The organism is Brevundimonas sp., from assembly GCF_046295075.1.
Classification (GTDB): Bacteria; Pseudomonadota; Alphaproteobacteria; order Caulobacterales; family Caulobacteraceae; genus Brevundimonas.
Genome location: NZ_JBKBOC010000002.1, coordinates 1 through 20,286, shown reverse-complemented (window position 1 = coordinate 20,286; position 20,286 = coordinate 1). Strand labels below are relative to the sequence as shown.

Annotated in this window: 12 protein-coding genes; 4 read left to right on the top strand and 8 right to left on the bottom strand. The window is 66.3% G+C overall.

Translation table 11 applies throughout. The features are described 5' to 3' along the window. Nucleotides 1-5 precede the first annotated feature (5 nt). Nucleotides 6-1,211: a M48 family metallopeptidase gene (locus ACK4MH_RS02080; protein WP_409714045.1), complete on the bottom strand. Its 1,206-nt coding sequence runs from the start codon at nt 1,209-1,211 to the stop codon at nt 6-8. Nucleotides 1,212-1,355: 144 nt separating this feature from the next. Here ACK4MH_RS02080 and ACK4MH_RS02075 point away from each other — a divergent pair, with 144 nt between their 5' ends. Further along, on the top strand, nt 1,356-1,616 hold the full coding sequence (locus tag ACK4MH_RS02075; protein ID WP_409714043.1) for a hypothetical protein: 261 nt from the start codon (nt 1,356-1,358) through the stop codon (nt 1,614-1,616). A 72-nt stretch (nt 1,617-1,688) separates the two neighbouring features. On the opposite strand, the gene ACK4MH_RS02070 is transcribed toward ACK4MH_RS02075, so the two are convergent. The 5 genes from ACK4MH_RS02070 to ACK4MH_RS02050 all read right to left on the bottom strand — a co-directional run bounded on the left by ACK4MH_RS02070 (nt 1,689) and on the right by ACK4MH_RS02050 (nt 11,268). Next, complete coding sequence (locus ACK4MH_RS02070; protein ID WP_409714040.1) at nt 1,689-2,216, bottom strand: porin family protein; 528 nt, start codon at nt 2,214-2,216, stop codon at nt 1,689-1,691. Between the two features lie 227 nt (nt 2,217-2,443). Continuing rightward, nucleotides 2,444-5,122, bottom strand: coding sequence for a pyruvate, phosphate dikinase (gene ppdK / locus ACK4MH_RS02065; protein ID WP_409714037.1), 2,679 nt, complete (start codon nt 5,120-5,122; stop codon nt 2,444-2,446). 234 nt (nt 5,123-5,356) lie between these two features. Further along, a complete protein-coding gene (locus tag ACK4MH_RS02060) occupies nt 5,357-6,790 on the bottom strand; it encodes an efflux transporter outer membrane subunit (RefSeq protein WP_409714034.1) in 1,434 nt (477 codons plus the stop codon). After that, nucleotides 6,790-10,062, bottom strand: a complete 3,273-nt coding sequence (locus ACK4MH_RS02055) for an efflux RND transporter permease subunit (RefSeq protein ID WP_409714031.1) — start codon at nt 10,060-10,062, stop codon at nt 6,790-6,792. Before ACK4MH_RS02055 ends, ACK4MH_RS02060 begins: the two co-directional genes overlap by 1 nt. Nucleotides 10,063-10,065: 3 nt before the next feature. Beyond that, complete coding sequence (locus tag ACK4MH_RS02050; RefSeq protein WP_409714028.1) at nt 10,066-11,268, bottom strand: efflux RND transporter periplasmic adaptor subunit; 1,203 nt, start codon at nt 11,266-11,268, stop codon at nt 10,066-10,068. A 171-nt stretch (nt 11,269-11,439) separates the two neighbouring features. On the opposite strand from ACK4MH_RS02050, the gene ACK4MH_RS02045 reads away from it, so the two are divergent. Continuing rightward, on the top strand, nt 11,440-12,009 hold the full coding sequence (locus ACK4MH_RS02045; RefSeq protein ID WP_409714026.1) for a TetR family transcriptional regulator: 570 nt from the start codon (nt 11,440-11,442) through the stop codon (nt 12,007-12,009). Between the two features lie 70 nt (nt 12,010-12,079). Here ACK4MH_RS02045 and ACK4MH_RS02040 read toward each other — a convergent pair whose 3' ends face one another. Together ACK4MH_RS02040 and ACK4MH_RS02035 are read right to left on the bottom strand one after the other, a co-directional pair. Further along, complete coding sequence (locus ACK4MH_RS02040; RefSeq protein WP_409714023.1) at nt 12,080-13,354, bottom strand: sugar MFS transporter; 1,275 nt, start codon at nt 13,352-13,354, stop codon at nt 12,080-12,082. A gap of 204 nt (nt 13,355-13,558) precedes the next feature. Beyond that, complete coding sequence (locus ACK4MH_RS02035; RefSeq protein ID WP_409714020.1) at nt 13,559-16,465, bottom strand: TonB-dependent receptor; 2,907 nt, start codon at nt 16,463-16,465, stop codon at nt 13,559-13,561. Between the two features lie 289 nt (nt 16,466-16,754). On the opposite strand from ACK4MH_RS02035, the gene ACK4MH_RS02030 reads away from it, so the two are divergent. Together ACK4MH_RS02030 and ACK4MH_RS02025 are read left to right on the top strand one after the other, a co-directional pair. Next, nucleotides 16,755-18,560, top strand: coding sequence for an alpha-amylase family glycosyl hydrolase (locus tag ACK4MH_RS02030; RefSeq protein ID WP_409714017.1), 1,806 nt, complete (start codon nt 16,755-16,757; stop codon nt 18,558-18,560). After that, nucleotides 18,557-20,197 carry an alpha-amylase family glycosyl hydrolase gene (locus ACK4MH_RS02025; RefSeq protein WP_409714014.1) on the top strand — a complete coding sequence of 547 codons (1,641 nt, stop codon included), beginning with the start codon at nt 18,557-18,559 and terminating at the stop codon, nt 20,195-20,197. The genes ACK4MH_RS02030 and ACK4MH_RS02025 overlap by 4 nt, the downstream gene beginning before the upstream one ends. Nucleotides 20,198-20,286: the final 89 nt, after the last annotated feature.

The following is a 20,286-nucleotide window of genomic DNA, read 5'->3' as shown; positions in this document are numbered from 1 at the left end:
ATGCCTCACGGCCTGGGCGGTTGCCCTGCCAAGGCTTGGGGAGGATGCGTCGCCTTCCATTCCATCGCCCGGCGGATACGGTTCTCGACGCTGGGATGATCGTAGAACAGGAACTCCTCCACCGCCGAGGGCGACGGGGCGCGGTATTCGGCGGTCTTGATCAGGGCCTTGGCCAGGCCGTCCGGCTCATTGGCGTGGACCAGCGAGAAATGGTCGGCGTCTTCCTCCATCGTCCGCGTCATCGTGGCGAAGACCGGGGTGGCGAGCACGCCCAGGAAGGCCAGGACCAGGGCCAGCAGCGGCAGGCCGGCGGGATCGGCGATGTCGCCCACACGGTCCGCCCTCAGCAGCCTGTGCGCCAGCGGATAAAGCCGATCCGTCAGCCAGAAGGCCAGGGCCGACAGCAGGACCAGCACCCCCACCATCCAAAGGATGTGGGCGTGAACATAGTGACCCATTTCATGGCCGACGACGCCGCGCACCTCTGCCAGGTCCGCGCCCTGTTTGAACATGGTGTCGCTCATCGCCACACGCGCCGTTCCGAACAGGCCCGAGACGTTGGCGGTGTAGCGGTCGGACTGTTTGGAGCCGTCGTAGATGAAGATCTTGTCCGACGGCGTGCCGGTCTGTTTGGCCAGCGCCACGACGGCGTCGCGCACCGGCCCGTTCGGCGCGGGCGTATAGGTGTTGAAGATCGGCTCGATCACCAGGGGCGAGATCACCAGGCCGATGACGATGAAGGCCGCCGTCACCCCCGACGCCCAGCCCCACCAGAACCGTCGCGCGCGCCGGATCAAGGCGTAGATGGCGACCAGCAGCAGCGTGGTCACGACGACCGAGATGGCCGCCCCGATGACCGCCTCGCCCAGCCAGCCGCCCAGGGCCTGGCTGGTCAGGCCATACTGTTTCTCGCGATACCAGCTTTCATAGATCGACCACGGCAGGGTCAGCACCCAGCTCATGATCGAATAGACCAGGGCGACGGCGAAACTGGCCATCAGCGGCCGGCGACGGCGGCGCTCGATCCGGCTGCGGATCGCGACCAGCAGGCCGGTACGCACGATAATCCAGGCGACTAGGGCCGAAACCAGGAAACTCCACAGGATCAACCAGTGCGATCCGTGGGTATAGGCGACGGCGCCGGCCGTCTCCTGGGGCGACAGGGTCGCCAACCACTGGGCCGTGGCGACTGCCGGATCGAAATTCTTCATGGTTTCTCCCTTAAGAGAACCAAAGCGCGTGACCCGCGTTATGTCAGGTTAATTCCCATCCATGATGATTCTTGCGCCGCCACGCTTGAAACTGTCACAGTATTTTGCAACGCATTCGATTGTCGAGAACAGGGGATTTCCCAGATGGCTCACATGACACCGAAGCAGGTGCTGGAAAGCTTGGCTCAGGATATCGCCGCCGTGCTGAAGAGCATGGGCGGTTCGGCCCACCAGAATATGGTGGTCGATTGCGTCGCGGCGATGAAACGTCAGCGCGGCGAGGCGGTGAATCCGCCCGATCTGCGCCAGAAGATCATCGAGACCTTCGAACAGTACCGCGACTGGTTCGTGCGTCCGTTCGGCGAGGGCTCTCAGCGCTGGGCCCTCGCGGGCGACTTCGCCTGACATCACTGTCCTGAACGCGAAAGGCGCGCCCCTTACGGAGCGCGCCTTCGTCGTTCTAGCTGACCCTAAAGATCAGAAGCGACGGATGTAGCTGACCGAATAGGCGTCGGCCTTGCCGGCATCGTCACGATAGTCACGACGGGTCCAGTCGGCCCGCACGCCGTTCACGCCGTCCAGATAGTAGTTAGCGCCGGCGCCGTAGTTCCAGCTGTCGCCGCCCACGTCGGTGTTGGCGCCGGGGAACTCCTGCTTGAGTTCGGTGTGGCCATAGCCGCCGCGCGCGAACAGCTCCAGCTTGTCGCCGACCGGATATTTGCCGACCACATAACCGGCGGCGTCCCACTCGTGCTTGATCGAGCCATCGACGCCCGCGACGGTGAAGTCGTCGTCCTTGACGCCGACCGAGGCTTCGGTTTCCAGCGCGATGTAACGGTTGAGGTTTACGCCCAGACGACCCGTGACCGCGCCCGTCGTTGCATTGTCGCCTTCAAGATGAGTGTAGCCCAGCGAACCGTAACCGCGCGGCTCAGGATTGGTTTGAGCAAAGGCCGGAGCGGCGACTGCGGAAACGGCGACGGCGGCGAGAATAATGTTACGCATTGTTTCTTATTAACTCCTAGATGTGATGACCGAACCGATCATCAGCCCCATCCAGCGAGAGCTTAAATAGGTGACGCGGCCGTCTGTTCCAGAGGTTCAGAAACACTACGAATACCTGTGGACCCGATGACACATACGTTGTTCCGCCAAGGTTGGCGGTTTTGTGACAAAGAAAAAGGACGGCCTCGTCAGAGACCGCCCTTTTCATGATCCGATGAGGAGAGGGACTAGCGGTCCTTCTCGCGCTCCACGTTCAGCGCCGCCTGCGCCGCCGCCAGTCGGGCGATGGGCACGCGGTAGGGCGAGCAGGAGACGTAGTCCAGGCCGGCCTTCTCGCAGAAGGCGATGGACGACGGGTCGCCGCCGTGTTCGCCGCAGATGCCCAGCTTAACCTCGGGCCGAACTGCCCGGCCCCGCTCGGCGGCGATCTCGATCAGACCGCCGACGCCGTCCTGGTCCAGACGCACGAAGGGATCGGTCTCGAAGATGCCCTTGTCCAGATAGGCCTGCAGGAACCGGCCCGAGTCGTCGCGGCTGATGCCGAAGGTCGTCTGGGTCAGGTCGTTGGTGCCGAAGCTGAAGAACTGGGCGTATTCGGCCAGGTCCCCCGCGCGGATGGCCGCGCGCGGCAGCTCGATCATGGTGCCGACCAGATAGTCGATGGTCTCGCCCGTCTCCTCGAACACGGCCTTGGCGGTGCGGTCGGTCAGTTCGCGCAGGAACTTCATTTCCAGACCCAGGGCGACCAGCGGGTGCATGATCTCCGGCAGCGGGGCCTGACCCGACGTCTTCTGAACCTCCAGCGCCGCCTCGATGATGGCGCGGACCTGCATCTCGTAGATTTCGGGATAGGCGACGCCCAGGCGGCAGCCGCGATGGCCCAGCATGGGGTTGGTCTCGTGCAGCTCCTTGGCGCGGCGCTTCAGCTTGTCGGCGTCGATGCCCGACGAGGCGGCCAGGGCGTCGATGTCCTCCTCGGTGTGGGGGATGAACTCGTGCAGCGGCGGGTCCAGCAGGCGCACCGTGACCGGCAGGCCGGCCATGATCTCGAACAGTTCGACGAAGTCCGACTTCTGGAACGGCGCGATCTTGGCCAGGGCCGTGCGGCGGCCCGCTTCGTCGTCGGCCAGGATCATCTCGCGCACGGCAGCGATCCGGGTGTCGTCGAAGAACATGTGCTCGGTGCGGCACAGGCCGATGCCCTCGGCGCCGAAACCGCGCGCGGTCTTGGCGTCCAGCGGCGTCTCGGCGTTGGCGCGCACCTTCAGGCGGCGCACCTTGTCGGCCCAGGCCATCAGGGTCTGGAAGTCGCCGGTAAGCTCGGGCTCGATCATCGGCACGGCGCCGTCCAGCACTTCGCCCTTCGAGCCGTCGATGGTGATGATCTCGCCGGTCTTGAAGGTGCGGCCGCGCGCGGTGAAGGTCCCCTTGGCCTCGTCGATATGGATCTCGCCAGCGCCGGAGACGCAGGCGCGCCCCATGCCGCGCGCCACGACGGCGGCGTGGCTGGTCATGCCGCCCCGCGCCGTGACGATGCCGCGCGCCGCATGCATGCCGTGGATGTCTTCGGGGCTGGTTTCCTCACGCACCAGGATGACCGCCTCGCCCAGGCCGGACATGCGTTCGGCCTCGTCGGCGTCGAAGACGATCTTGCCGGTGGCGGCGCCGGGCGAGGCCGGCAGGCCGGCGGCGACCACGGTGCGGGCCGCATCGGGGTCCAGCGTCGGGTGCAGCAACTGGTCCAGAGCCGACGGCTCGACGCGGCTGATGGCCTCTTCCTGGGTGATCACGCCCTCGGCCGCCAGGTCCACGGCGATCTTCAGCGCCGACTTGGCCGTACGCTTGCCGTTGCGGGTCTGCAGCATCCAGAGCCGGCCCTGTTCGACCGTGAACTCGATGTCCTGCATGTCGCGATAGTGGCTCTCCAGCGTGTTCACCACCGTGACGAACTGGCCGAAGACTTCCGGCATGGCCTCTTCCATCGAGGGGGCGGTCTCGCCCATCTCCTCGCGGCCGATCTTGGTCAGGCTTTGCGGCGTTCGGATGCCCGCGACCACGTCCTCGCCCTGGGCGTTGATCAGGAACTCGCCGTACAGGCGCGCCTCGCCGGTCGAAGGGTTGCGGGTGAAGGCCACGCCGGTGGCCGAGGTCTCGCCCATATTGCCGAACACCATCGACTGGACGCTGACGGCCGTGCCCCAGCTTTCGGGGATGTCGTGCATGCGGCGATAGAATTTGGCCCGGTCGTTCATCCAGCTGGCGAAGACGGCGCCCACGGCGCCCCACAGCTGGTCCTTGGGATCCTGCGGGAAGGGATGGCCCAGCTCGCGCTCGACCACGGCCTTGTAGTCGGCGACCACCTTCTGCCAGTCCTCGGCCTTCAGGTCGGTGTCGACGGTGACACCCAGCCGGTCCTTGTGCTGGTCCAGCACCTCTTCGAAATCGTCGTGGCTGAGGCCCAGCACGACGTTCGAATACATGGTGATGAAGCGGCGATAGCTGTCGAAGGCGAAGCGGCGGTCTCCCGACAGCTTGGCCAGACCCTCGACCGTCTGATCGTTCAGACCCAGGTTCAGGACGGTGTCCATCATGCCGGGCATCGAGGCCCGCGCGCCTGAGCGAACCGAGACCAGCAGCGGGTTGTTCACGTCGCCGAAGGTCTTGCCGACGATGGCCTCGACCGCGTCCAGAGCGGCCTTCACCTGGGCTTCCAGATCGGCGGGATAGGTCTCGCCGTTGGCGTAATAGTGGGTGCAGACCTCGGTCGTGACGGTGAAGCCCGGCGGGACCGGCAGACCCAGCGACGACATTTCCGCCAGATTGGCGCCCTTGCCCCCGAGAAGGTTCTTCATCGACGCGTCGCCGTCGGCGGAGCCTCCGCCGAAGCCGTACACCCACTTGGTCATATTGCAGTCCCTGAGCTTTTCGGATCGTCCGGCGGGTTGCCCCCGCTCGCACATGCAGCACGATCTAGCGCGGAGGAACCGGCTTGACCATGGCGGATGTAACAATGCGTGAGCAGGTAACCGGTTTCCTCATTCGTTCAGCGCGTTGCGATGATGGCAAGGCGGCGGAGCAAACAAAAAAGGGCCGGGCGATGCGTCGCCCGGCCCTTTGGTCTTGTCGCTAGCGCGAAACGATCAGCTGTCGGCCTGCCAGCCGCCGGCCAGGGCGCGGAACAGGGCGATCTGGTAGGTGGTGACCAGGGCGTCCGATTGGGCCAGGGCCGCGTCGGCCGCCGCCTGGGTGCGTTCGGCGTCCAGCACCAACAGGAAGCTGTCGGCGCCGGCGTTGAAGCGCAGGCGCGACAGGTCGGCGGCGCGGGCCGCCTGGTCGCGCGCCTCGGTCAGGGCCGCACGGCGGTCCAGCTCGTTGGCGTAGTTGGACAGGGCCGTTTCCGTCTCCTGCAGGGCTGTCAGCACCGTCTGGTCGAAGGTCGCCAGAGCGGCGTCCGAACGGGCGCCGGCGGCCTTGATCTGGGCGCGGGCGGCGAAGACGTTGGGGAACGACCAGCTGATCAGCGGACCGAAGCTGAAGCGGAAGTTCTGGTCGTCACTCAGTTCGCCCGATTCCAGCGCCGTGGAGCCGATGGAGCCCCCCAGGCTGATCTGCGGATAGAGGTTGGCGGTGGCCACGTTCACGCGGGCGGCGGCGGCGGCCAGTTCAGCCTCGGCCTGACGGACGTCGGGGCGACGCGCCAGCAGGGCCGCACCGTCGCCGACCGGGATCGGCTGGGTCAGTTGCGGCGGACGAACGCAGGCGGCGGCGGCCTGGCTGGCCTCGGCGGGGGTGACCCCGGTCAAGGTGGCCAGGCGGAACAGCGCCTCGTTGCGGGCTGCACGCAGGGTCGGCAGGGTCGCCGCCGTCTGGGCCAGGGCCGCGCGGGCGCTGGCCACGTCCAGCCCGGTGCCGGCCCCGCCGTCGAGCAGGGTCTGGGTCAGGTTGGCGGTGTTGCGCTGCAGCTCCAGCGTCCGTTCCGCGACCGCAATCTGCGCATTGGCCGAGCAGGTGTCGGCATAGGCGCGGGTCGTCTCGGCCGCGACCGTCACCTGGACCGTGGCCAGGGCGGCCTCGGCGGCGCGGGCGTCGGCGCGGGCGGCGCGAATGGTGGACTCCACCCGGCCGAACAGGTCGATCTCGTACGACGCCTGAAGGCCAACGTCATAGGTGTCGATCTCGGGCGCGTCCTGACCGGCAGGCAAGCCCTGGACCGTGGCGGCCGAGCCGCGGCTGCGCTGGGCCTGGGCGCTGGTCGTCGTGGTCGGGAAGCGGCCCACGCGGGCCTCCGACAGCGACGCCCGGACGGCGCGCAGGTTGGCGAAGGCGGCTTCGAGCTGGTTGTTCTCGGCGAAGGCCTGCTGGATCAGGGCGTCCAGCGTCGGGTCTTCATACAGCCGCCACCAGTCGTCGCGCGCCGCAGCGTTCGAGACGGTGGGGCTGACGGAGCCGACGAAGGCGCCCGTGCCGGCGACAGGCAGATCGGCAGGCGGCGCCTTGGGCCCGACCGCGCAGGCGGCGAGCAGGGCGCTCGACGCTGCGGCGGTCAGGAAGCTGAGGGTCTTGTTGCGGGTCATCAGATGTCCCCTCCCCGGCCGGTCGCGGGCGCCGGAGCGTTCGGATCGGTCAGGTCGCTGGTTTCGTCGTAACGCACGGCCGTATCAGGGGTCGTGGCGGGTTTGGGCTTTTTGCCTTGCGGCAGCTTCGAGGACAGCCAGCGGCTGACCACATAGAAGACCGGCGTGAAGATCAGGCCGAAGAAGGTCACGCCCAGCATGCCCGAGAAGACGGACGTGCCCAGCGATTGCCTCATCTCGGCGCCCGGCCCCGTCGCCAGCATCAGCGGCACGACGCCGAGGATGAAGGCGAACGAGGTCATCAGGATCGGACGCAGACGGGTCTTGGCGGCGGCGACCGCAGCCTCGAACCGGTTCATGCCCTGGTCTTCTTCGGCTTGCTTGGCGAACTCGACGATCAGGATGGCGTTCTTGGCCGCGAGCGCGATCAGAACCACGAGCCCGATCTGGACCAGGATGTTGTTGTCCAGACCCCGCAGGTTCACGCCGATGATGGCCGCCAGCAGACACATCGGCACGATCAGGATGACCGCCAGAGGAAGCGTGAACGCCTCATACTGAGCCGCCAGCACCAGGAAGACGAACACCACCGCCATCAGGAAGATGGCCGTCGCGCCCGAACCGGCCGCCTTCTGCTGATAGGCCAGACCCGTCCATTCGTAGGAGAAGCCCTGGGGCAGGGTCTGCGCGGCCATGTTTTCCATGATCTGCAGCGCCTCGCCCGACGACACCCCTGCTGCGGCGTTGCCCTGAAGCTCGGCCGCCGGGAACAGGTTGTAGCGCACGATCCGGGCCGGACCCGAGTCGTTCACCAGGTTCGCCACCGAACCGATCGGCACCATGGCCCCCGACGACGACTTGGTCTTCAGGTTGGCGATGTCCGCGATATCGTCGCGCGACGTCGGCTCCGCCTGCGCCGTCACCCGGAAGGTGCGGCCCAGCATGTTGAAGTCGTTGACGTAGGACGAGCCCAGATAGACCCCCAGCGTGTCGAACACGGCGCTGGGCTGGACGCCCATCATCAGCGCCTTGTTACGATCGACGTCGGCGGTGATGCGCGGCGAGGCGGTGTTGTAGGTCGAGAAGACCTGGCTGACCTCGGTCGGCGCCTGGGCGGCGGCGCCCATCATGGCGAAGGTCGCGCCTTCCAGCGGACGATAGCCGGCGCCTTCGCGATCCTGGATCATCATCGAGAAGCCGTTGCCGGTGCCCAGACCCTGCACCGCCGGGGGGGCGATGACGAAGATCTGCGCGTCCTCGATCTGACCCGTGGCCTGGGTGATGGCCCCGGCCAGAGCCGTGGCGGCCTCTTCCTTGGTGCGATCCTCGAACGCGTTCAGACGCACGAAGATGGTGGCGGCGTTGGAGCCGAACGAGAAGCTGGAGCCATCCAGGCCGGCGAAGGCCACGGTGCCGTCCACCCCGGGCGTGTCCTGGATGATCTTGCTGGCGCGTTCCATCACCGCCTGGGTGCGATCCAGCGAAGCGCCGGCCGGCAGTTGGATGACGCCGATCAGGAAGCCCTGATCCTGCTCGGGAATGAAGCCCGAGGGCGTGTCGATCAGGCGCCAGGCCGTCAGACCCAGCAGACCGGCATAGATGATCAGCACCAGACCGACCGTGCGCACCAGACGCGCCGTCAGGCGGCCGTAACGGTCCGACAGCCAGTCGAAGCCTTCGTTGAACTTACGCCCGGCCCAGCCGGCGTAATAGACGACCGTGCCCAGGACGCCCGGCTTGCGGGCATGCTCGTGGTCCTTCTTGTGCGGCTTCAGCAGCAGGGCGGCCATGGCCGGCGAAAGCGTCAGGGATATGAACAGCGAGATGATCGAGGCCGAGGCGATGACCACCGCGAACTGGCGGTAGAAGATGCCCGGAATGCCCGGCACGAACATCGTCGGCACGAACACCGACACCAGCACCAGGCCGATGGCGATCAGGGCGCCGGAGACCTCCTGCATCGATCGATAGGCGGCCTCCTTGGGACTGAGGCCTTCGCTGATGGCCCGCTCCACGTTCTCGACCACGACGATGGCGTCATCGACGACGATGCCGACCGCCAGGACGAGGGCGAACAGGGACAGGGAGTTGATCGAATAGCCCAGCGCCAGTTGCACGGCGAAGGCGCCGACCAGGGACACGGGAATGGCGATGATCGGGATGATCGCCGCACGCCAGCTTTGCAGGAAGACCAGGACGACGATCACGACCAGAATGATGGCTTCCAGCACGGTGTGCTGGACGGATTCCACCGAGGAGGCGACGAATTCGGTCGGATTGTAAGGCACAGAGATGGCCATGCCGGCCGGCAGTTCGGCCTTGACGGCCTCGACCTCGGCCAGGACCCGATCAGCGGTGCCCAGCGCATTGGCGCCCGGCTGCTGCACGATGGCCAGACCGACGCCGCGTTGCCCGTCGAAGAAGCCGCGGATGCCGTAATCCTGGGCGCCCAGTTCGATCCGCGCCACGTCGCGCAGATAGGTGACGCGCCCTTCGGCGTCGGTCTTGAGGATAACCTTGGAGAATTCTTCGGGGTCGGTCAGACGGCCCTGAACCTGGACCGGCAGCTGGAACGAGGCGGCGCTGTTGGGGAACGGCGGCTGGCCGATGGAGCCGGCGGCGGCCTGGACGTTCTGGGCGCGCAGGGCGGCGACGATCTCGGAACCCGTCAGACCGCGCTCGGCCGCCTTGGCCGGATCGATCCAGACGCGCATCGAATAGTTGCCGCCGCCGAACACCTGAACCGCGCCCACGCCTTCGATGCGCAGCAGGCGGTCCCGCAGCGTCGAGTTGCCGTAGTTGCCGACATAGTCGTTATCCAGGGTGCCGTCGGGCGATGTCAGGCCCAGGATCATCAGGAAGCCGCTCTCGGCCTTGTTGACCACGACGCCCGTCTGACGAACCGCCTCGGGAAGGCGAGGTTCGGCCAGAGCCACCCGGTTCTGGACCAGCACCTGTGCGGAATCGAGGTCCGTTCCAGGCTGGAAGGTCACGGTGATCGCCACCGCTCCGTCCGATGTGGACGAGGAGGTGATGTAGAGCATGTTCTCGACGCCGTTCACCTCCTGCTCGATGGGGGCGGCGACGGTCTCGGCCAGGGTCTCGGCCGAGGCGCCGGGATAGGCGGCGTTGATGGTGATCGTCGGCGGCGCGATCTCCGGATACTGCGACAGGGGCAGCAGCGGATAGGCGGCGATGCCGATGATGGTGATCACCACCGCGATCACGGCCGCGAAGATCGGCCGGTCGATGAAGAAGCGGGAGATGTTCATGGCTTAGCCGGCGGGAATGGAGTTGGCGAACGAGGCGCTGGACGCCGGGGCCGCCTGGGTGACCGGGGCTTGCGACGCATCGGCCGCGACCGGCTGGATCTGACCGTTCTTGGGCGTGACCTTGGAACCCGGCTGGGCCGCGCGTTGCAGGCCGGCGATGATGACGCGGTCGGTCGGGGCCAGGCCCGAACGGACGACGCGCAGACCCTGGACGATCGGGCCCAGCTGGACGGCCTTGTTCGTCACGGTGCCGTCGGCGTTGACCACGGCGACGGTGCGGCGGGCCTGATCCGTGCCGATGGCCGAATCCGGCACCAGCAGGGCGTCGTAGGCGCCGGCGCCGGCGACCTGAGCGCTGCCGAACATGCCGGGGCGCAGGAAGCCGTCGGCGTTGGGCAGGATGGCGCGCAGGCGGATAACGCCTGACGCGGTGTCCACCGCGTTATCCGAGAAGTCGAGACGGCCGGTATGCTTGTAGGTGCTTTCGTCCTGCAGGCGGACGTTGACCGTCGCGCCCTGATTGGCGCCGCCTTCACGCAGATACTTCAGCAGGACCGCTTCCGAACCGTCGAAGACGAAGTGGATCGGGCCGCCCGAGATGATGGTGGTCAGGACGTCGCCGGCCGACGAACCGCCGGCGATGACATTGCCCGGATCGACGCGACGGTCGGACACGCGGCCCGAGGTCGGCGCGGTGACGCGGGTGTATTCAAGGTTCAGGCGTGCGTTGCGGACGGCCGCGTTTCCGGCCGCCAGATTGGCCTGCGCCGCATCGACGGCGGCCTTGTTGGAATCATACTCGGCCTTGGACACCGCCTGCGACGCCAGAAGCGTCTCGCTGCGGGCCAGATTGGCGCGGGCCAGCGACAGCTGCGACTGGGCCTGAGCGACCTGGGCCTGAGCCTGGGCCAGGGCGGCCTGGGCCGGGCGCGGATCCAGGGTGAAAAGCAGTTGGCCGCGCTGGACCATCTGGCCGTCGCGGAAGTGAACCGCCTGGATATAGCCGCCGACGCGGGCGCGCACGTCCACGCTCTCGACCGCCTCGAAGCGGCCAGTGAACTCGTCCCAGTCCCGGACCTGTTGCTTCAGCGGCGTCGCCACCGTCACCGGTGGCGCGCCTTGCGCCGGAGCTTCCGCTTTGGGGGAACAACCATAAAACGCACCCGTCGCCATGACGGATACGGCCGCAATCTTCAGCCCGCGCATCTGCGCAATCTCCCTGTCGGAGGTAAAATCCCAGTCGTGCGGACAGAGGCCGATGGGGAGTCGGCCTTGTCAACGCGTGGTGACTTAATGGTCGGAGCCGTGGCGCTTGTCAACAGGCGTTGACAAAGCCATATGTGACATACGGTTATTCACCTGTGGAGTGTCATCACCTTGTTATGTCCCGGCCCACGCCCGAGAAACGCCGCCGCGACACGCACGGCCATTCTCGATGCTGCGCGTGAGAGATTCGCGGCAGACAGCTATGACGACGTGGGGATGCGCGACATCGCGCGAGACGTGGGCGTCGACGCTGCGCTGATCAGCCGATACTTCGGCTCCAAGGACGACCTGTTCCTGGCCGCGCTGGACAGCTGCGGCGACGGCAGCGCGCTGATGCAGGGCGAGAAGGCCGACTTCGGTCGGCGCGTCGCGCACGAGATCGTCTTCGAGCCCAAGAAGGCCGAGAAGCTGAAGGGCATGTCGATCATGCTGCGCTCCATCGGCTCGGCCAAGGCGGCGGAGATGGTTCAGACCACCTGCACCCAGCGTTTCTTCGGCCCGCTGGAGGACTGGCTCAGCGGACCCGACGCCACGGTGCGCGCGCGTTTGCTGGCCGGCTTCATCATGGGCATGTCCGTCAGCCGCGAACTGGGCGGCGGCAGCTTCAACATCGAACCGGCCCAGTGTGAAGAGATGCGCGACCGACTGGCGCCGATCCTTCAGGCCCTGATCGACGGCTGATCACATTCCGAAAATGAAGAAGGGCGCGGAGGTTTCCCTCCGCGCCCTTTTTCTTGTCCGGCGACCGGTCTCAGTGCGAGGCGGTCGTGGTCACCTCGGCCCGCGGCTTGGTGCGGATGCAGGCGATGGCGAAGACGGTCAGACCGACATAGCCCAGCATCGGCACGATGAAGGCCGGCTGAATTCTGCCCGCCGCATCGGCGATGTGCGCCGCGACCTGAGGCAGAAGCGCGCCGCCGATGATGCCGAAGACCAGCAGGCCCGAGGTCGCCGAGGTCGGCGCGGTGGACCGCTCCAGCGTCAGGGTGAAGATGGTCGGGAACATGATCGAGTTGAACAGGCCGATCGACAGGACGGCGTAGGCCGCCGTCGGACCGCCGATCTGGCTCACGATCAGGCACAGGACGGCCGCCGCGACGGTGCAGCAGGCCAGAACGACGCCGGGACGAACCTTCGTCAGGACGGCCGAACCGATGAAGCGGCCGACCATGGCGCCGCCCCAGTAGAGGGCGACCATCTTGCCCGCCGTCTCGATGGGAGCGTTCAGTATGTCGGGGCTTTCCAGGAAGTTGGTCAGCATACCGCCGATGGCGACTTCCGAGCCTACATAAAGGAAGATGGCCAGGGCGCCGAAGACGGCCCAGGGCGAAGACAGCGCCTTCAGCGGCGAGACGGCGTTGGTCGTGACCGGGGCGGCGGCGTTGATCTTCTTGCGCGCCGTGAAGATGAAGACGGCGACCAGAGCAAAGAAGGAGCCCATGCCCAGGAAGGCCATGTCGATGCTGCGCAGAGATTCCGTGCGCGTGGCGACGGTCACGACGGCGCCGGCGGCGAAGACCCCGCCCGTCAGCAGGACGTGCGAGCCCAGCCACGGGCCGATCGTGGTGCCCAGCGAGTTGAAGGCCTGGGACAGGTTCAGACGGCTGGACGCGTTCTTGGGGCTGCCCAGTTCGGCGACCAGCGGATTGGCCGCGACCTGCAACAGGGTCACGCCGGAGGCGATGACGAACAGGGCGATCAGCACGCCGGGATACCAGTCGGCGGCGGTGGCGGCCGGCACGATCAAACAGCCCGCGACCATGACGATCAGGGCACCGATGATCGAACGGCTGTATCCCAGCTTGCTCAGCACCGAGGCGGCCGGCAGCGACATCAGCCCATAGGCGATGAACCAGGCGAAGGTCGTCAGGAATGCCTCAGCGTTGTTCAGGTCGAACACGCGCTTCACCGCCGCGATCAACGGATCGATCAGCGAGGTGGCGAAGCCCCAGGCGAAGAACAGCGTGGTGACATAGGCGAAGGCCAGGCCCGCGCCCTGGCGTTTTCCGGCGTCCGGAACGGTCATGGATGTGATCCCCCAGTGAACAAAAACGGCCGCGCTGTGCTCGCGCGGTTCTCGTAAGGCTTGGTTCCGACATCGCGCCCCATGCGTCCAGCCGAAAAGCGCCCTCTGTAACTAAACTTTTCCGCGACGCTGCCGCGCAGGCAAAGAAAAGGGCCGCCTCGCGAACGCGGCGGCCCAAGTTTGCTCGGAAGAGAGGGGTGGAAATCAGAACCGGTAGTTCATGCCGACCGCGAAGGTCCGGCCGTAGCTCTGATAGTCGATGGTCCGGCGCTCATCGCCGTTCTCGAAGGTCTTGAACGGCTCGTCCGTCAGGTTGTTGACCTGGGCCAGGATCGACAGACCTTCCAGCGGACCGTTCTGGAACTCGTAGCCGATCTGGGCGTCGACGACGGTCTCCGCCGCGACCGACCGCAGGGTGCGGCCGTTGCCGAAGCCGGCGACCTCGCCCAGGTAGTCCGAGCGGTGACGGGCGGAAACGCGGGTCTGGAAGCCGTAGCGCTCGTAATACAGAGTGCCGTTGAGCACCGTTTCTGAAAGTCCCGGCATGGTCGTCGGGGCCTGGGTCGGATCCGGCTGGACCTCGCTGTCCGTTTGCGAGGCGCTGAACATACCGCCAAAGCCTTCCAGAGCGGGATGGAAGATGTCGAAGGGCGCCGAGACCGCGAATTCAAGCCCCTTGATCCAGCCGCCTTCGCCGTTGTCGGCGCGGGTCGACAGGCCCTGGTTGATCACCGGCGTCACGCCGCCCGTCGGATAGCCGGTGAAGTCGACGATCTCGTTGCGGGTATAAACGTAGCTTTCCAGGTGCTTGTAGAACGCCGCCAGCGAGACGTAGCCCTTGCGGTTGGCGAAGTATTTTTCGAACGACAGATCGACCACATCGGCGATGTAGGGGCGCAGTTCGGGGTTGCCGCCGCTGGCGCTCCAGGGCGAGGCGTTGTCGGGCTGGGCCGTGTCGTTGTTGTTGGCGATGTTGAACGAATAGTTCTGCGACGCGCGCATGTCGTCCATCCGCGGACGCGCCAGGGTGCGTGCCACGGCGAAGCGGGCGAACATGTCGTCGCCGACTTCCAGGATGAAGTTCGAGCTGGGCAGGATTTCCAGATAGTCCACGCCGCCCGACACCGCGACCGTTTCGGACACGCCCGGACCAACCTGGCGGGCCGAGAAGCCGTCCGAGCTTTGATCGGTGTAGACGAACTGCATGCCGACGTTGCCGGTCAGACGACGACCGAACAGGTTGTGATCGAGATTGGCGCGCACATAGCTGGTCGAAACCTTCTCGGTGACGCCCCAGTTGCCGGAAATGACGTCCGCGTTCGGGTTGCGGATCAGGTTCAGCGCGCCGCTGTTGACCAGGCCGAGCGCGTCGTAGCTGAGCACCTGCGAGATGCCGAGATAGCCCAGGTCGGTCGGATCCAGCAGGAACTCGGAAGGCACCGCCAGATCGCCGCCGCCGGGGACGCCCAGATAGTACTGGTCGTTGACGAAGGTCTTGGTGCGTTCGGAATAGTTGAAGCCGAAGTCGATCGACTTGAACGGGCTCTGGTGCAGTTCGCGGGTGGCGGTCAGGCGGACCGCCTTGATCTCGTCCTCGATGGACGGAGTGTTCATATAGCCGACCTGGCCCTCGGGGATCACGTCGCCACCCCAGCCCTGCGGGCTGGTGAGGCGGATCAGCGTGGGATCGGCGTAGTTGAGCTGGCTGGTGAAGCGCGTCACGCCGTCATCGGTCAGTTCGAAGCCCAGGGTGTCCAAGGCGCCGTTGATGTTACGGCCCGTACCGGCGTTGGTCTCCAGGATGATGTCGTTGCGCTCGACCTTCGAGTAGTTGACGTCCAGACCCAGGGTCCAGTCGTCGCTGGCGACAAACTCGGTGTTCCAGCCAATAGCCGTGATGCTGCTGTCGCGCTTGTTCAGGTCGTTGCGGACCACGCCCTTGATGTTATCCCAGGTGCCGGCGACGATGAGGCCGTCCTCGATCGTGGCGTCGGGACGCAGCGAGGGCGCAGGACGGCAGACGTTTGGCGTGGGGACATTATTGGTGATCTGGCAGCCGCCGAGAACCGTGTCGCTGCGGCCGGGGCTTTCCGCAAGGCCGCCCCAGTAGAGCGGGAACTCGATGCCGCGCAGGATCTGGGTGTTCTTGAACTCGGAATAGAAGGCGTCGATGGTCGAATGGAAACGGTCGTTCGGACGCCACTCCAGCACACCCATATAGCCGTCGCGCTCCAGCTCCGACGACATGACGTAGGGCTTGACGCCGCCCGTGACCAGCTGGCCGATCTCGTCTTCATAGCCCGGCCGTACGACACGGGTCGGGGGTGTGCCGACGGTCTGGCCGAAGCGGTCGTCATTGATATCGACGGTCGGATAGCCCCAGGCGTTGAACCGCTCGGACTGATAGGGCGAGCTCATGTGGGCGTAACCCAGGGCGACGCCCAGGGTGCCATCCATGAACTGGTCGATGTAGGAAATGGTGTAGCGGTCGCCCTTGTCGGTCGTGCCCGAGTTCAGGGCGCCGATGTCATTCCACTCGTGACGATAGTTCACCGCAATGGCCTGACGGCCATAGGCCAGCGGACGAACGGTGCGCAGATCGACCGTGCCGCCCAGACCTTGGCCGATTAGGGCCGAATCCGGCGTTTTGTAGACGACGACGCTGCCCAGCAGTTCCGACGGGAACTGGTCGAACTCGACGCCGCGGTTGTCGCCGGTCGATACCAGTTCGCGGCCGTTCAGCAGGGCGGTGGTGAAGTCGGGGCCGAGACCGCGGATCGAGATGGCCTGGCTGCGGCCGTCGAGGCGCTGCGAGGTCACGCCCGGCAGGCGGGCCAGGGATTCGGCGATGGAGACGTCGGGCAGCTTGCCGATGTCTTCGGACGAGATGACCTCCACGATGGAGGTGTTGTTGGCCTTGGCCGAGATCGACGCCTCGATGGCGCGGCGGATGCCGGTGACGACGATTTCGCCGACCTCGGTCGCCTGATCGTCGTCCTGGGCCGTCGTGGCGGCGGTCTGGGCGTGCGCCGCGCCGACCGACATCATGGCGGCTGCGCCGAAGGCGACGCCGGATAGTAGGCGCGCGCGCCGGTTGAGACGTTGGAACATGGTCATCCTCCCTGGGGCTGATCGCGTTTCTGAGCGTCGCGATCTGAAGCCGTCGCAAAAATATGCAAATCTTTGGGAAGGTTGCAAGCAGTTAATGTGAGCGCCCGGTTTCGGCCCTCTCTCGGCGTCGCTCAAAGCCTTTGCTGACTGAACTTACAGCAATGAACGGCGACGCTTGCGCTGCATTGCAGCAAATTAAACCTGCGTTGACAGGCCCGGCCATTGCTGCAAAATCTTGCAAATCGATCTGGAAAGCTTTGCACTTTCCAGACAGCAGGGAGCCAGCGTTATGAGGAAGAGGACCGCCGTCCGAAACGGACTGCACGCCATGGCGGCCGCAGCGAGCCTGCTGGTCGCCTCAAACGCCAGCGCCGACAGCCTCACCGACCTACGCCAGCGCCTGCCTCAGGACGAGGTGATCTATTTTCTGCTGCCTGACCGGTTCGCCAACGGCGATCCGTCGAACGATCACGGCGGCTATCCGGCCGAGCGGCTGAAGAGCGGCTTCGACCCGGCCGACACCGACTTTTATCATGGCGGCGACCTGGCGGGTGTGACCCAGCGGCTGGACTATATCCACGGCCTGGGCGCCACCGCCGTCTGGCTGGCGCCCGTCTTCAAGAACAAACCGGTGCAGAGCCACGGCGACTACACTGGCGCGGCGCACCACGGCTATTGGATCACCGACTTCACCGCCGTCGATCCGCATTTCGGCGACGAGGCGGCGATGCGCGCTTTGGTCGAGGCGGCCCATGCGCGCGGCATGAAGGTCTATCTGGACATCGTCGCCAACCACACGGCCGACGTGATCCAGTACCGCGAATGTCCCGAGGGGCGCTGCGCCTATCGCAGCCGCGCCGACTATCCCTACACCCGTCGCGGCGGCGTCGATGGCGCGCCGATCAACGAAGGCTTCGACGGCCGCGACTTCTCGCGTCTGACCCGGCCCGACTACGCCTATACGCCGTACGTTCCGGCGGGCGAGGAGAACGCCAAGGTTCCTGCCTGGCTGAATGACCCGATCCACTATCATAACCGGGGCGAGAGCACCTTCTTGGGCGAAAGCTCTCTGGACGGAGACTTCGCCGGTCTGGACGACCTGCTGACCGAGGATCCGGTCGTGATCCAGGGCATGATCGACGTCTTCGGCGGCTGGATCGACAAATACGGCATCGACGGCTTTCGCATCGACACCGCCCGTCACGTGAACCCCGCGTTCTGGCAGGCTTTCATCCCCGCCATGATCGCCCGCGCCGAGGCCAAGGGCATTCCGAACTTCCACATCTTCGGCGAGGTCTATGATCCCGATCCGGCCGTGACGGCGCGGTTCACGCGGGTCGACGGCTATCCGGCCGTGCTGGACTTCCCGTTCCAGAAACAGGCGGTGGACGCGGCCTCTGGCAAGGTCGGGACCGACGCCCTGGCCAAGCTGTTCGACGCCGATACGATTTACGACAAGGGCGCCGACACGGCCGCCATCCTGCCGACCTTCCTGGGCAACCACGACATGGGCCGGGTCGGCTTCTTCGTGAAACAGGCCAATCCGAACGCGAGCGACGCCGAACTGCAGTCGCGCATCGCCCTGGCCCATGCCCTGATGATGTTCAGCCGGGGTGTGCCGACCCTCTATTACGGCGACGAACAGGGCTTCGCCGGCGCTGGCGGATACGGAAACTCGCGCCAGGACATGTGGGCCAGCCAGACCCCGGTCTATGCGAACGAGACGCCGGTCGGCGGTCGCCAGCCCGCCTATTCCACCGACGCGCCTCTGTATCGCGCCATCTCCGAAATGGCCCGCATCCGCGCCGCCGAATCGGCGCTGCGACGTGGCCATCAGGTGGTGCGCGCCTATGGCGACAAACCGGGCCTGTTCGCCATTTCGCGCATCGACCAGGACGGGGGCGAGGACGGGAGTGAAATCCTGGTCCTGTTCAACACCTCGACCACACCCGTCACCGCCCAGGTCGAGGTGGAGCCCGGCTCGCTTCGGTGGCAGGCTCTGCGCGGCGACTGCGCGGCCGAGTCGTCGGCTCCGGCCAGTGTCGCCGTCCGCGTCCCTCCCCTCGATTACCTCGTCTGCAAGAGCGTCCCGTGACCGCCCAGCCTCTCGATCTCTCCACGGCTGACGCCGCCCCTGCCCTCGCCCACGACTGGTGGCGAGGCGCGGTCCTGTACCAGATATATCCGCGCAGCTTCGCCGACTCCAACGACGACGGCGTCGGCGACCTGAAGGGGATCACCGAGCATCTGGATCATGTCGCCTCGCTGGGCGTGGACGGTATCTGGCTGTCGCCCTTCTTCACGTCGCCGATGAAGGACTTCGGCTATGACGTGGCGGACTATTGCGACGTCGATCCGATCTTCGGCGACCTCGCCGACTTCGACGCCCTGATCGCGCGCGCCCACGCGCTGGGCCTGAAGGTCGTCATCGATCAGGTCTTTTCCCACACCTCGGACGAACACCCCTGGTTCGTGGGCAGCCGCGCCGGTCGCCACGGCGAACACGCCGACTGGTATGTCTGGGCCGACGCCAAGCCGGACGGCTCGCCGCCGTCGAACTGGCAGTCGGTGTTCGGCGGCCCGGCCTGGACCTGGGATGCGCGGCGCGGCCAGTACTATATGCACAACTTCCTGGCCTCCCAGCCTCAGCTGAACGTCAGGAACCCGGCGGTGCAGGACGCCCTGATCGCGGCGGCCCGCTTCTGGCTGGATAAGGGAGTGGACGGCTTCCGCCTGGACGCCATCAACTTCGCCATCCACGACCCGTCCCTGCGCGACAACCCGCCCATCGCCGACGGCAAGAAGCGGACGCGCCCGTTCGACTTCCAGGACAAGATCTACAACCAGTCCCACCCCGACATCATCGGCTTCCTGAACCGCGTCCGCGCCCTGACCGACAGTTACGAAGGCCGGTTCACGGTGGCGGAGGTCGGCGGCGATCACGCCGACCGCGAGATGAAGGAATTTACCGCCGGGAACGACCGCCTGCACTCGGCCTATGGCTTCCTCTACCTCTACGCCGACACGCTGAAGAGCGAACTGATCGGCCTGGGTGACAGCATGTGGCCGGATCAGCAGGGCGAAGGCTGGCCGTCCTGGACCTTCTCCAACCATGACGCCCCGCGCGCGGTGTCCCGCTGGGCTCAAGGGCGCGACGAGAAGGCCTTTTCGGAAATGGCCTTGCTGCTGCTGATGTGCCTGCGCGGCAATGTCTTCGTCTATCAGGGCGAGGAGCTGGGCCTGCCCCAGGCCCAGGTGCCGTTCGAACGGCTGGTCGATCCCGAGGCCATCGCCAACTGGCCCTTGACCCTGGGCCGCGACGGCGCCCGCACGCCGATCCCCTGGGTCGCGTCGGCGCCCAACGCGGGCTTCTCGACGGTTGAGCCCTGGCTGCCGGTCGATCCGCGCCATCTGCCGCTGGCGGTGGACGCGCAGGAGGCCGATCCGACCTCGGTCCTGCACATTGCGAGACGTATCATCGCCCTGCGGCATGCGCACCCGGCGCTGCGCACCGGCGGGCTGGAGCTGCTCGAAGGACCGCAAGATCTGCTTGTCTTCCACCGCTTCGAACGCGTCGATGGCGATGAACGCCTGTTGTGCGTCTTCAACCTCAGCCACGCCCCCATCGACTGGTCCCCGCCTGCGGGTGCGCGTCGCCTTGAGGCCATTAACTGGACCGAGGCGGACGGACAGACCCTGTCGCCCCTCGCCGGCCTGTTGTTCGCGGTCTGAGGATGGGTTCAGCCGCCGCAGGTCTCGCGCACGATCAGCTCGGTGGGCACCCGCTCCGACCGGCCGGCGCCGACGTCGGCGCCGCCGTG